This window comes from Pontibacillus yanchengensis, assembly GCF_009856295.1.
In the GTDB taxonomy this organism is placed as follows: domain Bacteria; phylum Bacillota; class Bacilli; order Bacillales; family BH030062; genus Pontibacillus; species Pontibacillus yanchengensis_A.
Genome location: NZ_WMEU01000001.1, coordinates 1,117,651 through 1,131,245, shown reverse-complemented (window position 1 = coordinate 1,131,245; position 13,595 = coordinate 1,117,651). Strand labels below are relative to the sequence as shown.

Sequence of the window (13,595 nt, the reverse complement as noted above, 5' to 3'; positions counted from 1 at the left end):
CATCCCCAACAATCAAATCCAAGTGTAATCACATTCATATAGGATATACTGTAATAAGGGTCACTACCATATCTCTTGTCTTTCATGGTGGGTTCGTTTAAAATAGTATCAGGTACTAATAACAAATACTAATTCTCACCTTTGAAAAAATAACTCTGAGGAGGGCGAAAGATGAATTTTTCATTAGAAGGTCGTACATATGTAGTTATGGGTGTTGCAAATAAGCGTAGTATTGCTTGGGGTATTGCTCAGTCACTTCATAACGCTGGAGCGCGTCTAATTTTCACGTATGCAGCAGAGCGTTTTGAAAAATCAGTTCGTGATCTAGCAGCATCATTGGAAGGACAAGATGCTTTGTTCTATCAGTGTGATGTGACAGATGATGAGAGTATTACGGAAACGTTCCAACAAATCCAAAACGATGTAGGTACAATCCATGGGCTTGCACATTGTATCGCATTCGCGAATAAAGATGAGTTGAAGGGCGATTTCTTAAACACGAGCCGTGACGGCTTCCTAACTGCTCACAACATTAGCTCGTATTCCCTTACTGCAGTGGCAAGAGCTGCACAGCCACTTATGTCAGAAGGCGGAGGCATTGTCACGCTTACGTATCTTGGAGGAGAGCGAGTTGTGCCGAACTATAACGTTATGGGAGTTGCAAAAGCAAGCTTGGATGCTAGTGTGAAGTACTTGGCAGAGAGCCTTGGCCAACATAGCATCCGTGTGAATGCAATTTCAGCAGGGCCGATTCGTACTCTATCCGCTAAAGGTGTTGGCGACTTCAACTCTATCCTAAAAGATATCGAAGAGCGTGCTCCGTTGCGTCGTCCAACAACCCAGGATGAAGTTGGCGATACAGCATACTTCCTATTAAGTGATATTTCACGTGGTGTAACGGGCGAAATCATCCACGTTGATTCTGGCTTCCATATTATTGGACGTTAACAGAATAGATATAAAAACCCGCACATTTCAAAAATATTGTGCGGGTTTTTTATATGAATAATGGCTTGTAGATGTCTAGCTTTCTATGCCTTTTCTCAGAACCTTAAGCAAATTCTCTCTTTAGAAAGGTTCACCATGCTAAAGCCTCTACATTAGATATGAGTGATGAATTCGTTGACCTCGGTTAATGAAATGACAGAGTGGACATGTGGTATGTCCATTTTCACCCAAGACGTGTCAAAATAAGGAGAATATCTCACTATTCTAGTATAAATAACAAAGGTAAAGTGCGACTCAATGATTTGTAAAGTTTATGTAAATAGTCCTACATAATCCAAAAGGGTGAGTGTAATAGAAAAAATGGGCACATTTCTTACTCTACTGCATATAATGTAAGGAATAATCATGTAGATAGGGGAGTGTATAGAATGGCACAAAGGAAAAGGAAGAACAAAAAGCCGATGCTTTACATCACCCAACCTGACTTCCAAAGTAGCGAGCCTAAAATGCAATCGTCCTATCGCTCTGAGCGGAAAAAGCAAGAACTGAAACCATCAGATTCAGGAAGTACTAAAGAAGTACAAACAGAAACCATAAAGGCTACATCAGAGCGAAAACGACGTCGTAGATTTGACTTAGCATTTGATATGGATGACTCCACCCAAGGACAAGAAGAGAATACATTGGGTGTAGAAGTGGATGAAGGTAAGGTTGATGCAACATTTGAACCCCAGGAAACAAAAAAACAGTTTGAAGATGTAGAAGCAGAAGAAGTCCTCGATGAAGAAGAGAAGCCACAATCTGAAGAAAATAATAACAGCTCCTTATCCAATCGGAAACGCCGGAGTCGCTTTAAGGAAATGGATTTAGAAGAAAAAGTTGATTATTTTGTGAACCTTCCATCTCAAGTTCCACGAATGAAATGTGAAGTAATGACAGAAGAAAAATCATATCGAGGTTGGATTCAGGACTATCAAGATGGAATAGTACACATGAAGATTCTTCAACGACCATTTCGTGTAGAACTTCCGTTTGAATCTATTAAAGATATTGTGTTGCGAGGATTTTAAAAGCTCCATATGCGGTTTTCCTACATCAAAACAAAAAAGCCAGCTCCTTTTATGGGAGACTGGCTTTTTAGGTTGATTAACGGATAGCGTTGATAGCTGGAAGACAAGTAATATGACAGAAACAGTCAAGGTCCACTGTGATACAGATTCCGGTTGCTCTTAAATCACTGATGTCTTGGCATTTTGGGGATTCGTGTTTATCTTTATGACCGTGATCATCATGATCATCAGAAACAAGTAGCTCAAGAAGTGCGCAGTCATCATCTACTTCGTTTACACGGAAGAAGAAGCTGCACATTAGTTCTCCAACACTACCACGACCGTTTCCACGAAGTGCTCCGAACCCTTTGAAAGGTTTGCAGTCTTTACAATATAGAAGAACAGGAACAGTATCTAGACCATTGTTACCCCCAGTATCTCCTAATAGATCATTAATTGATTGTTCGCAACTTGAATCGCAAACATCATCTGCTATATCATTTTGTGCAGCTACAATCTCTTTAAGGATGTCTCTTACGCAATCTCCACTATCAAACTTTTTGCCACAACCCATGTGTCATTACCCCTTTCTTGGTGAATTGACTTAATTGTCTTTAATAGAATATGTACCGCACTTCCTTTTGTGTGGGCTCTAGCCTGTATTTTTTGAAGATATGCATGTTGCACACATTACAACGCATGATTCAAACCTAAAATTAAATCCATTACTATTAAAATATGAGAGGTTATCGATTGTGTGTTACCTTATGTTTTTCTAACGAAACCGGGCCAAAGCCCATACACTAAATAGGTGAAACACATAGGATAGTATCGATTAAGTCACCAAAAGGAGTGTAAACAGCATGTCTGAGAAAAGAAGAGTTATTAAAGTCGATGAAGTCCTCATTCAAGCAGATAACGTAGTAATCGAGCCGCGTCGTGACCGTCACGATGATCGTAAAGATGACCGCCGTGATGGTCGTAACCCATTTGACAGCTTATTCGGCCCACGTCGTATGGAAGTAGAAGAGGCGGAAACAGAAGAGAAAGAAGAAGTAACTGAAGAAAACGAAGGCGAACAACGTCCGCCGTTTTCCTGGATCTAAATAGAAATATAGGTGGATACGGGCACATAGTCGTATGTTCACCATTATTAATCCTAGTACACATTGTGTTCTGGGGTTTTTTTCTTTGGAAAAAAGAGTGATTTATACTGAATGATTCTTTTCTATATAAAATAAGAAGACAATAAGTAATTTCGTTCATATAAAGCAACGTGAAAGGTTATATAGCTGAATTTAATACAGCAATTTTTGTTAATACACAATCAAGTTCCACCCCTCTAAAACATAAACTACAGAAGAGGAGGGGAGTCTGTGTCGATCAATTGGATGGATTTCATACTATTAGTATTGGCCAGCTATCGAGTCACCAATTTATTGGTTTATGATTCAATCACGGAATGGATTAGGAGTCCCTTTCATCGGATTGTGGTCAAGGAGAACGATAGTGGGGAGCAAGAAGAATTTATTGAGATAAAGGGGAAGGGTCTACAAGCGTTTATTGGGGAATTATTAAGCTGTCATTGGTGTACTGGGGTATGGGCATCGGCACTTGTGTTACTTACGTTTATGTATCTACCAATTCTTATTCCGTTATGGATTATTTTTGCGATTAGCGGAGGAGCTTCTTTGTTAATGTCAATTTTTCCTCGCGGTTAGTGAAACAACCTATACGAGATGAAGCGAACCATCATATGCTAGAAAGAGATACATTTTCCTAGAAAGGATGGTAGTGTCGATGAAGATACAGAAAAAAGCTCAGCCAATCCAAAAGAAAAGCGTTTCTCCAAGACCGTTGAAAAAGAAAAGTGGCTGTGGTTGCGGTAAGAAAAAAAGGGATAACCGATAATGGGGAGAATTCGAATCTTCGAACCTCATTGGATGAAGCCGTTTCATGATGTTCATAAACACCTTGGTCGAAACGAAAAATGGCTTCAATTTCCTGAGAAAAAGCACGCGAAATTTGAGAAAGATTTTAACGAGTGGCATGACGATTGGCAACCTTCCTTTAAAAAAAGTATGGATGACATCGAAAACGCCATGAAGCAATTAGAGAAGAAAATGGAAGAGTAACGCTTCTTAAGTCATGCACTTAAGAAGCTTTTTTGTGGTGCTAGACCCCCGCATTAATACCGCGCTACCACTGTAAAGGAGTGGGGGTCTGCACCGTGAAAAAGGACTTTTGCCTGATAAAGGCGAATAATAAATGTAAGCGGCTCCATCATTAGACCTGTTTTAGCGTATATCCCTATGAAAACAAGCAATTCAGGCGAATAACTATAGTAATATTCGGGTAATGGTAATATAAAGGATCATATTTATAAGGAGGAATACACTATGGGGTACATCTTACCTATTGCGCATCATCAGTACAATGATTACCGCGAACGTGTTGAGAGTCCGAAACGAGATCCATTTCATGTCGATCCTGTCTTTAGGCTCGACTTAGAGGAAAATTTGCGTGAAAACGAACCAAGAGATGAAGACCGTAAAGAATTTCAAGAATACGAAGAACGGCTGGAGAAGCAACAAACTTCTCGAAAACCTAGTCAAATTTATACACCAAATACAGCTCACGCAGGAAAAGGACAAAAAATTTACTCTGACTTAACAGGAATTGGACGGCATTTTAACGAAAGTGTGTAAAAAATGCCGAAGGAGTAGACCCTTATGCAATTTAAACAAATCAACGACTATTGCTACTATTTTCATGGTGCGGTGAACATAGGTTACGTCCATAAAGGCGATTCCGGCATGATCATTGACACTGGTATTGATGCACAAACAATGAAGAAAGTGCTGAATCACTTAGATGAACATGCTCTACCTGTAACCCACTTATTTATAACCCATGCCCACTCAGACCATTATGGTGGTGGGTCTTACTTACAACAAGATCGTTCTATATATACCTTTGCTCCTTATTATGAAGAGGCAATCTTACGCAATCCATCCTTAGAGCCTCTCTATTTATTTGGAGGGAATGATCCTGTACCAGAATTACGAAACAAATTTCTAGAAGGGAAACCGATTTTTATAGATGAAGTGCTACAAGAAGGTGTTTATGAACGAGATGGGTTTCATTTCACTACATACTTACTACCTGGGCACAGCTATTACCAATTGGGCATTCTTATTCATGATTGTTTGTATGCTGGAGATGCTTACTTTAGTGAGGAGCAACTTATAAAACATAAAATTCCATTCCTTACAGATGCCTATCATGCCATTCAAAGTCTATATCGCTTGAAAGATATTAGATGTGATGGTGCTGTTCCAGGTCATGGGCAATTTGAAGAGGATTTTCATCCAACAGTTGATGCGAATATTGCCTATCACCATGAACTCCTACACATGTTGAAGCAGTACATTCAAGAACAGGAATTTGTAAGTCACGAAGAGATTATTGCTTACATGTGTGAAACCTTTAAGGTAACCGTGAATCAGTTATCCCAATGGTTGTTGTTCCGTACAGCCATCACAGCATATCTCATTGCTTTATTGAAACAAGAACAAATCGAGTATCAAATTCATCAGTATCGATGGATGTTTACCATTAAAGAAAAAGAAAAAAAGTAATATTTTCAACCTACACACACTATATAACAAAGAAGGAGAAGCTTAGTATGGGACCACATACAATGCTTCTCCTTCTTTATATTCAGCATATAGAACATCCTTCGGTGAAGAAATCTGTTCTTGTTTGAGTTGATCAAGTAACCATGCTTCATCCAGCCCAACTTCTTGAAGGTTATCCCATATAACCTCCCCATCCGTGATAACGCTACGAGGAAGGGGGACGGTTTCGGGTTGCAAATTCAAGTCATTCCGTGTCGTTGGTTGCTGTAAGGATTTTTTCAAAACGGACACGGTACCATTAGTTTCTAAGACGGCATATTCAACCTCTTTTAATGAAAAAATATCTTTTGCACGTAATAAATGTTGAAGTTGATTAATATCTAACTTCCCTTTAGTTAAGTTTTCTTTTTGGAGTTTTCCCTTATAGATAATAATAGTGGGACTACCTTCCAGCAAGGCGCGTGTTCTTTTCACCTTTTGCGTGATGATTTCCGTAGTGTAAATCAAGATTCCCCACAGGAATACAGCAAACAAAATTTGCGGGATTCCTACTTCTTTATCATATAGAGCGTTTCCAACTAATTCCCCAAGAACAAGAGCAGAAATAAAATCAAAGGCCGTAATTTGAGTGATTTGCGATTTACCGAGTAATTTGGTTAGTACGAATAAGCAAAGAAAGCCGATTAACGTCTCCACAAAAATCTGACCAAACACCATTCTCCTCCCATCCTTTCTTTTTGTTGATACATCCATCATTGACATAGGACGAGGGAGTTATACAAAAAATATTAGGAATGGAGAAATATATAACGAAACAAGGCTAGTGGGGGTTCTGGCACTATGTTTTGCGACAATTAACCTACTTTGAATAATATATCTAATCTCATGAAAAATCGCATGTGATTTCCATTATAGAAATCACATGCGATGTTAGGTTTTATTCATTTCTGTTGATTGGAATACACACTAGCTTAACGATTTTGTCATCGTCTTATGGGGAATTCCGGCATCCATAAATTCCTCATCTGAAATAACCTCGTAGCCTAATGATTCATAAAATCTAATCGCTCTTGTTTGAGCATTGAGTTTGGTTTTGGAGTAACCTTCCGCTTTTACGAAGTCTTCCATGAATAGAATCATTTGCTTTCCGTATGAATTGCCACGATAATCTTTCAGCACAGCAATACGCTCGAGCTTGCCGTATTCTTCTAAAAACCTAAGCCGACTCGCAGCTACGGGAGCATCGTGTTCATAACCGACAAAATGATTAGCATAGTCGTCGAATTGATCCATTTCTTCTTCCATCGATACATGTTGTTCTTCAACGAACACTTTTTGACGAACGAAAAAAGCGTCCTTTTTTTGTTGTTCAGTTGTTGTTTGTTGAATGTTCACGTGGCTTAACCCTTTCCAAGACGGAAGGTTTCATATACCGTCCATGATCCATTATCTAATTGATAGAGCAATTGAAAACGATCGATTCGCTCTTCAAATTCAAAACTCTTCATTTGTAGACTGCCATAAACATCAGAATGCTCATCATCTGATAGCTTTTGCGCAATGGTAATATGAGGTACAAAATTAAATGTATCCTCTTTTGGAATGTCTGTTCTATTTAGTCGTTCATGAAGGTTCTGCAATTCTTCACTTGCTTCTACCTTCATATAAATAGTATTTGTTACTGGAGAAAAAGTACTTAACTTACGAATAGCAAATGAGAAAGGATTTGTTTCTTTTGCTACTTCCGAGAGTTCCTTAACTACTTTCTCGATGTCTTCATCGTCTTCCTCAAACGCTTCCTTCAATGTAATATGTGGTGGAATGAGTGCGTAATGAGGGTCATAACGCATCCGATACGAATTAGCTACATCTTGGATGTCTTTTGATGGAAAGATTGCTATACCATATTTCATCCTATAACCTCCTGATATATATAGTGTGAGTTGTAAACGTTACCATGCTTCAAGCAAGTGAAGCGTTTTAGGGAATGAATCTATTATAACAAATTTTCTGACATCATTCTTCTAGATTTTTTATTGAATTTTCGACATCTAACGAATTGGTATAAATTAAAAAAAACTACTGCTTACTCCCCTTGCCCGAACATGGTTGGAAGAACACGTTTTAAGTCTTTTTGCCAGTATTTCCATGTATGCTCACCATCTAGTTCGTGGTACGTATAGCTTGAACACTTTTTCTCTAAAACATCCCTGAGCTTACGGTTTGGGGTAAGGAAATCCTGACGATCTCCGTCTGTTGTTGGAACATTCGTTTCTTCATTCCCAATCGTATGGTAGATATCCATAGAGGATACTTCTTTACTCTGTTCCACTTGATTAAGTACGTATTCATCAACGTATGGTGATTGCATGATAACTTTTCCAAACGTGTTTGGATACTTAATGGCTGTCATTAGTGCTATCGTCCCACCAAGAGAATCTCCCATTAATGAACGCGAGCCTCCCATATGGTAGGTTGGTAACTCTTCGTCTAATAAAGGTACAACCTCATTAGCCAAAAACTTCATGTAAGCTGTGAATTTACTTCCGTCGGGATGATATTTTTCACGGCGATCATATTTGTCATTGTAGTGAATACCAACAAAGATTGTATTCTCAATGGATTGATCTTCATGATAGCGATCACTAAGAGTAGCAATTCGACCGAGCTGCATGTAGTCATCCCCGTCTTGCATAATACAGATATGATACTTGTATAAAGGAGAGAACGAGGACGGCTTATACATTTTCACCGTCAAAGATTCTTCTAAGTATTTACTTTCGATTGTATGATCCACCATTGTTCCATCTCTGCCCATCTTCTACCTCCTCATCAATACAGGAAGTTATCCTTCCCATTTCCCTTAATATTTACTTCATAAACGCCAATACGTTTAGTGTATCACAAACGATGCGAAGAGTAGAATTTAAGGAGTTTACTCAAAAACACAAAGGGAATGTGTAACTATTGTAAACAAGCATGATGTAAGGAGGAAGGTAGATTGGCACAAACAAGTAACCAAGTACATAGTCGTGAAGTGGAACGTGCAGCCCGTGAACTACTACAAGAACGAGGAGCAACCGTACAAGGGATTGCTGAAATTGTATATGAAATGCAAGCTCAATATACGGACACATTAACGATGGATGATTGTTATGAAAGCGTCGATCGTGTATTGGAAAAACGCGAAATTCAACATGCCGTATTAGTCGGTATTGAACTGGATAAATTAGCTGAAAACAATCAATTATCACAGCCACTTCAACAAATCGTTGAATCAGATGAAGGACTTTTTGGTGTGGATGAGACCATTGCATTAGGCGCGGTATTCGGGTATGGAAGTATTGCCGTCACGACATATGGTCACCTTGATAAACAAAAAATTGGCTTGATCAAGGAACTAGATACGAAGGAAGTTAAAGGTGTACATACATTTTTGGATGATATCATCGCAAGTATTGCCGCAAATGCTTCTGGGAGAATTGCCCACCGTCTTCGTGACTACGAAGAAGAACTAGAGGAAGACGAAATAAAGATTCGTGATGAGGAAGATCGGTTGAGCTAATTTCATATATTACATTTTTTTACTTTTTAGTATAACTTTACTAGAGCTTATCCAAAAAATCCTGTGCCAATCTTTGGTACAGGTTTCTTTGGTTTGCGTTAAGAAGTTTTCATAAGGAGTGATTATGAATGTTGATTTGAGTATAAAGAGGTAAATGTAAATAAATAGCATATTGTTATAAAAGATGGTAGGATAAGAGCGATATAGCTTATTCTTGCCTTGGGCATATTAATAAGGAGGTGAAAGAAATACGCCTGGATGAAAAAAGAATTATAAAAATTTTTAAAAGTAGGTATTTTACCCAATTGTTTTTCGTGTATTAACTTGGTAAAATATCAAGCGACGTATTATAACGAGGGGGTTAACTTATGAAACAAAGAAGATTTTTAGGATTATTATTTGTGATAGCGCTTTCACTAGTGCTTGCTGCATGTGGCGGCGGTACAGCTGATGGCGGAAATGAAGGAAACGGTGGAGAAAGTGGTGAAGGTGACAGTGGCGGCAAACAATTTGTCAGCATGCTAACTGGAGGAAACCAGGGTACATATTACCCACTTGGTGGCACCTTTGCAAAAGTAATTAACGATAATCTTGAGAACGTAGAAGCGAATGCAACATCTTCAGGTGCTTCTGTCGAAAACATGAAGAAAATTGCTGACGGCGATGGACAGGTAGCTTTTGTACAGACAGATATCGCTGCGTATGCAGCTGAAGGAAAGCTTATGTTTGAAGGTAATAAAATTGAAAACGTTCAGGCGATGGGCTCTCTTTACCCTGAAACCATTCAAATCGTTACAACCAAAGAATCAGGTATTGAATCTGTTGAGGATCTTAAAGGAAAAACTGTATCTATCGGTGCACCTGGTTCAGGTACACGCGCAAATGCGGAAAATATCCTTGATATTCATGGTTTAAGCACAGATGACATTGATGCTCAAAACCTTGACTTCGGTGAATCTACTTCAGGTATTCAAGATGGTTCCATTGATGCGGCATTCATTACGTCTGGTACACCAACTGGTGCAGTAGAAGGTCTTGCAGCTACAACAGACGTGACTATTGTTCCGATTAAAGAAGGTAAAATTAATGAATTGAAAGAGAAATTCCCTTACTATGCGAAGGATACGGTGAAAGAAGGTACGTATGGTCTAAAAAGCGACGTAACCACGGTAGCTGTTCAAGCTATGCTTGTAACGCGTAAGGACCTGGGCGAAGATGTTGTCTATAACATGACAAAAGCAATCTTCGAAAACACAGATGCAATTTCTCACACAAAAGGGGAATTCATCTCAGCTGAAAGTGCACTAGAAGGTGTAGGAATTGACCTTCATCCTGGTGCGAAGAAATACTTTGATGAAAAAGGAATCAGTAAGTAATTTCGCAGGATAGTAGAGCAAAGATAGGCCAACCTAGGTCTATCTTTTCCTGCTATTTAAGAAGGGATTGGCAATGGCACGTTCAACCAAAAAGTGGGGCACTCTCACCGCAATTATATTCATTCTAATAGCGGCCCTAGCCACATATATTTTTTATCCATACCACTATATACTTACCTTCGAAAAGCAAAGAACAGGTGAATTATTGGCCTATCTCCCAATAGAAGAAAATCGGAACTTTCATATCAAATACACTCACTCTGTTCATTTATCTGAAGTAGTGGAGTATTACCAGGCTATCGAGGGAAATATAAAACCGGTAAAACTGGTGTATGAAGATACTGCGATTGGCATGCCTTCCGATGCACATGGGGAAGACACCTTTCGGATGGAGGACGGAAAATATATTATTGAGAAAAGTGAAAACGCAACACCATTTGAAGAATTGAATTTGTCAGTGGGACAGGTTAGGGCAGAGCATAAAGTCATACACAATAATCAAACTTATTTATTAAAAAACTACGTCGGAGCAGGAACAAATGTAACCATCGATGCACAAACACGAAGCAGGTGGCAGCTCTGGAAAGGAGTGAATATGCTTGAGTAACGAAGATCAATCATTATCTCAAGATCAACAAAAGGAAGTGTTGAGTAAGTACGATAAAGAATCAGGCTCACGAGAGCTTTCAGGTATATTAGCGAAAATCGTCTTTTTTGGATTGCTGGCTTTCTCTCTTTACCAAGTGTGGTTCACCGTATTTGAGCGTTTACCAGCACAAATACACCGTCCCATTCACCTAGGTTTTGGTCTAGGACTTGTTTTCCTTCTTTACCCTGCGACAAAAAAGAAACAAGCTAGAGGAAAACTAAGTTGGTATGATTATATTTTATCCATATTAGGAATTGGTGTAGGAGCATACTGGCCAATTCAGTATAATGAACTTATTCAAAGTGCAGGTCAGATTTCACAAGTAGATTTGTACGTTGGGATTTTGGCCGTGCTTCTTATCCTAGAAGCAACAAGGCGGGCGGTAGGCTTACCAATAACGATTATAGCAGCACTATTTCTTGCTTACGCCTACTGGGGGCGCCAAATGCCTGGCTTCCTCATTCATCGAGGAGTGGACATAGATAACTTAGTCCAGTCCATGTATTTCACAACAGAAGGAATATTAGGCACACCCCTAGCGGTATCATCCACCTTTATTTTCTTGTTCTTATTATTTGGAGCATTCTTAGTAAAAACAGGAGTCGGACAATATTTCAACGACCTAGCTGTAACGCTTGCTGGTAGACGTACTGGCGGCCCAGCAAAAGTGGCAATCTTCTCTAGTGCCCTTCAGGGTACAATCAGCGGTAGTTCGGTTGCAAACGTTGTTACATCTGGTTCTTTTACCATTCCGATGATGAAACGCCTTGGTTATCGTAAAGAATTCGCTGGCGGCGTCGAGGCTGCAGCATCTACCGGAGGACAGCTTATGCCTCCAATTATGGGTGCAGCTGCCTTTCTTATGATTGAATTTATTGGGATTGACTACTGGAGTATTGCGAAAGCAGCACTTATTCCAGCGATCCTATACTTTACAGGAATATGGATCATGACTCACTTCGAAGCAAAACGATTAGGTCTTCGGGGAATGGAAGAAGAAGAACTACCTGACCGTAAAGAAGTATTTAAGAGGTTGTATCTACTAGCGCCTATCTTTGCGATTGTGTTTTTCTTAGCTTCTGGACTAAGTGTTATTCTATCAGCCTTCTATGGTATTATAACGACGATTCTTGTTGGGTTGCTACGACCAGAGAAATTCCGTAAGCTCTATATCGTTGCCTTTGTAGCAGGTGCGATAGGATATCCGATTATTAAAACGATCATCGCAGGTGGCATGCCTGGTGATTTGATACAAAACAGTCTCGTATGGGGCGGTATGATAACCGTACTTGTAAGTTATTTATTTGACCGCAACTTTATTGATTCTGTGGAAGCGCTCGTTGATGGTGCCCGCACAGCTCTGGGTGTTGTTGTTGCAACAGCCGCAGCGGGTATTATTGTTGGTGTTGTAACGAAGACAGGTCTAGGTCTTAAATTGGCAAACAGTCTTGTTGAATTGGCAAATCAACAGTTGTTACTGACGCTATTCTTCACGATGATTGCTGCAATCATTTTAGGGATGGGGTCCCCTACAACAGCTAACTACGTTATTACATCAACGATTGCAGCACCAGCGATTATCTTACTCGGTGTCGATGATTTGCCAGCGCATCTTTTCGTATTCTACTTCGGAATTGTTGCTGACATCACTCCACCTGTTGCCCTTGCAGCCTTTGCTGCCGCTGGTGTATCAGGAGGCGAACCGATACGGACTGGGGTTAACGCCGCCAAATTGGCCATCGCCGCATTCATCATTCCGTATATGTTCGTCCTGAGCCCAGAATTGTTGATGATTGATACAAACGCAGTTGAGCTCATTTGGGCTCTATTCACAGCCGTATCAGGTATGATTGCGATTGGAGCCGGCATGATCGGCTACTGGTACCGCAAAACCTATTGGATAGAACGCGTCCTTGCTGTAGCTTCAGGGCTCGCATTGATTTATCCACATGCCGTTTCCGATATTGCAGGACTAGTCGGATTTTCTGCACTTATCGCGGCCCAGTTCTTTTATAAAAAAGATATGATTGGCGAGCCTGTTGTTAAAGCAAAACCGAATTCATAAAGAAAAGCGGGAGCGCCCGGTTAGCGACGTACAAACTGTCTAAAAGTGATTTAGAAGAAGTTCTGAAATAATGGAAGTTCGATTAAGACCGCTGCGTCACGCAGCAACATCGAACCAACCTACGTCGTGTAGGACGAAAGGAAACATGGAGAGCGCAAGGGTCCCGATGTTGACTTATCGTAAGGAGGAGCAGAAAGTTTGCTAGTCGTTGGGCGATGGAGCTAGATATCTATGAGCCGCATCTTCCTATTATGATTAAGAAGGACCTATACCATTTGAGGTATAGGTCCTTCTTTATGTCT

Annotated in this window: 16 protein-coding genes; 11 read left to right on the top strand and 5 right to left on the bottom strand. The window is 39.8% G+C overall.

Going from position 1 to position 13,595, the window contains the following annotated elements; all coding sequences use genetic code 11:
• Positions 1–171: 171 nt before the first annotated feature.
• Together fabI and GLW08_RS05450 are read left to right on the top strand one after the other, a co-directional pair.
• On the top strand, positions 172–948 hold the full coding sequence (fabI, locus tag GLW08_RS05455; protein ID WP_160847521.1) for an enoyl-ACP reductase FabI: 777 nt from the start codon (positions 172–174) through the stop codon (positions 946–948).
• Between the two features lie 428 nt (positions 949–1,376).
• Positions 1,377–2,018 carry a CotO family spore coat protein gene (locus tag GLW08_RS05450; protein ID WP_160847520.1) on the top strand — a complete coding sequence of 214 codons (642 nt, stop codon included), beginning with the start codon at positions 1,377–1,379 and terminating at the stop codon, positions 2,016–2,018.
• A 76-nt stretch (positions 2,019–2,094) separates the two neighbouring features.
• Here GLW08_RS05450 and GLW08_RS05445 read toward each other — a convergent pair whose 3' ends face one another.
• Complete coding sequence (locus tag GLW08_RS05445) at positions 2,095–2,571, bottom strand: CotY/CotZ family spore coat protein (RefSeq protein ID WP_160847519.1); 477 nt, start codon at positions 2,569–2,571, stop codon at positions 2,095–2,097.
• A 289-nt stretch (positions 2,572–2,860) separates the two neighbouring features.
• Between GLW08_RS05445 and GLW08_RS05440 the strand changes: the two genes are divergently transcribed.
• The 5 genes from GLW08_RS05440 (at position 2,861) to GLW08_RS05420 (ending at position 5,638) form a co-directional block, all read left to right on the top strand.
• Positions 2,861–3,103 (top strand): hypothetical protein, encoded by a 243-nt coding sequence (locus tag GLW08_RS05440; protein ID WP_160847518.1) that lies wholly within the window; start codon positions 2,861–2,863, stop codon positions 3,101–3,103.
• Positions 3,104–3,373: 270 nt separating this feature from the next.
• The gene (locus tag GLW08_RS05435) at positions 3,374–3,718 is read left to right on the top strand and encodes a DUF1360 domain-containing protein (RefSeq protein ID WP_160847517.1); all 345 of its coding nucleotides are present in this window, start codon (positions 3,374–3,376) and stop codon (positions 3,716–3,718) included.
• A gap of 189 nt (positions 3,719–3,907) precedes the next feature.
• Positions 3,908–4,132 carry a hypothetical protein gene (locus tag GLW08_RS05430; protein WP_237458312.1) on the top strand — a complete coding sequence of 75 codons (225 nt, stop codon included), beginning with the start codon at positions 3,908–3,910 and terminating at the stop codon, positions 4,130–4,132.
• A gap of 264 nt (positions 4,133–4,396) precedes the next feature.
• Positions 4,397–4,705: a hypothetical protein gene (locus GLW08_RS05425; RefSeq protein ID WP_160847516.1), complete on the top strand. Its 309-nt coding sequence runs from the start codon at positions 4,397–4,399 to the stop codon at positions 4,703–4,705.
• Between the two features lie 24 nt (positions 4,706–4,729).
• Complete coding sequence (locus tag GLW08_RS05420; protein WP_160847515.1) at positions 4,730–5,638, top strand: MBL fold metallo-hydrolase; 909 nt, start codon at positions 4,730–4,732, stop codon at positions 5,636–5,638.
• A gap of 42 nt (positions 5,639–5,680) precedes the next feature.
• Here GLW08_RS05420 and GLW08_RS05415 read toward each other — a convergent pair whose 3' ends face one another.
• The 4 genes from GLW08_RS05415 to GLW08_RS05400 form a co-directional block, all read right to left on the bottom strand.
• Entirely contained in the window at positions 5,681–6,355 is a 675-nt protein-coding gene (locus GLW08_RS05415; RefSeq protein ID WP_160847514.1) for a DUF421 domain-containing protein, read from the bottom strand.
• Positions 6,356–6,604: 249 nt separating this feature from the next.
• Positions 6,605–7,033, bottom strand: coding sequence for a GNAT family N-acetyltransferase (locus GLW08_RS05410; protein WP_160847513.1), 429 nt, complete (start codon positions 7,031–7,033; stop codon positions 6,605–6,607).
• Positions 7,034–7,038: 5 nt separating this feature from the next.
• Positions 7,039–7,551, bottom strand: coding sequence for a YjcG family protein (locus GLW08_RS05405; RefSeq protein WP_160847512.1), 513 nt, complete (start codon positions 7,549–7,551; stop codon positions 7,039–7,041).
• A gap of 173 nt (positions 7,552–7,724) precedes the next feature.
• Positions 7,725–8,456: an alpha/beta hydrolase gene (locus GLW08_RS05400; RefSeq protein WP_160847511.1), complete on the bottom strand. Its 732-nt coding sequence runs from the start codon at positions 8,454–8,456 to the stop codon at positions 7,725–7,727.
• A gap of 183 nt (positions 8,457–8,639) precedes the next feature.
• Between GLW08_RS05400 and GLW08_RS05395 the strand changes: the two genes are divergently transcribed.
• From GLW08_RS05395 to GLW08_RS05380, 4 genes are all read left to right on the top strand, one after another.
• The gene (locus GLW08_RS05395; protein WP_160847510.1) at positions 8,640–9,203 is read left to right on the top strand and encodes a phosphatidylglycerophosphatase A family protein; all 564 of its coding nucleotides are present in this window, start codon (positions 8,640–8,642) and stop codon (positions 9,201–9,203) included.
• Between the two features lie 368 nt (positions 9,204–9,571).
• Positions 9,572–10,579 (top strand): TAXI family TRAP transporter solute-binding subunit, encoded by a 1,008-nt coding sequence (locus tag GLW08_RS05390; RefSeq protein ID WP_160847509.1) that lies wholly within the window; start codon positions 9,572–9,574, stop codon positions 10,577–10,579.
• A 73-nt stretch (positions 10,580–10,652) separates the two neighbouring features.
• Positions 10,653–11,186: a DUF1850 domain-containing protein gene (locus GLW08_RS05385; RefSeq protein WP_160847508.1), complete on the top strand. Its 534-nt coding sequence runs from the start codon at positions 10,653–10,655 to the stop codon at positions 11,184–11,186.
• Positions 11,179–13,293: a TRAP transporter permease gene (locus tag GLW08_RS05380; RefSeq protein WP_160847507.1), complete on the top strand. Its 2,115-nt coding sequence runs from the start codon at positions 11,179–11,181 to the stop codon at positions 13,291–13,293. Before GLW08_RS05385 ends, GLW08_RS05380 begins: the two co-directional genes overlap by 8 nt.
• Positions 13,294–13,595: the final 302 nt, after the last annotated feature.

Coding starts and splice junctions, on each gene's coding strand:
- GLW08_RS05385 (WP_160847508.1), top strand. CDS start 10,653: ATGGCACGTTCAACCAAAAAGTGGGGCACTCTCACCGCAATTATATTC.
- GLW08_RS05415 (WP_160847514.1), bottom strand. CDS start 6,355: ATGGTGTTTGGTCAGATTTTTGTGGAGACGTTAATCGGCTTTCTTTGC.
- GLW08_RS05445 (WP_160847519.1), bottom strand. CDS start 2,571: ATGGGTTGTGGCAAAAAGTTTGATAGTGGAGATTGCGTAAGAGACATC.
- GLW08_RS05390 (WP_160847509.1), top strand. CDS start 9,572: ATGAAACAAAGAAGATTTTTAGGATTATTATTTGTGATAGCGCTTTCA.
- GLW08_RS05400 (WP_160847511.1), bottom strand. CDS start 8,456: ATGGGCAGAGATGGAACAATGGTGGATCATACAATCGAAAGTAAATAC.
- GLW08_RS05450 (WP_160847520.1), top strand. CDS start 1,377: ATGGCACAAAGGAAAAGGAAGAACAAAAAGCCGATGCTTTACATCACC.
- fabI (WP_160847521.1), top strand. CDS start 172: ATGAATTTTTCATTAGAAGGTCGTACATATGTAGTTATGGGTGTTGCA.
- GLW08_RS05420 (WP_160847515.1), top strand. CDS start 4,730: ATGCAATTTAAACAAATCAACGACTATTGCTACTATTTTCATGGTGCG.
- GLW08_RS05430 (WP_237458312.1), top strand. CDS start 3,908: ATGGGGAGAATTCGAATCTTCGAACCTCATTGGATGAAGCCGTTTCAT.
- GLW08_RS05425 (WP_160847516.1), top strand. CDS start 4,397: ATGGGGTACATCTTACCTATTGCGCATCATCAGTACAATGATTACCGC.
- GLW08_RS05440 (WP_160847518.1), top strand. CDS start 2,861: ATGTCTGAGAAAAGAAGAGTTATTAAAGTCGATGAAGTCCTCATTCAA.
- GLW08_RS05405 (WP_160847512.1), bottom strand. CDS start 7,551: ATGAAATATGGTATAGCAATCTTTCCATCAAAAGACATCCAAGATGTA.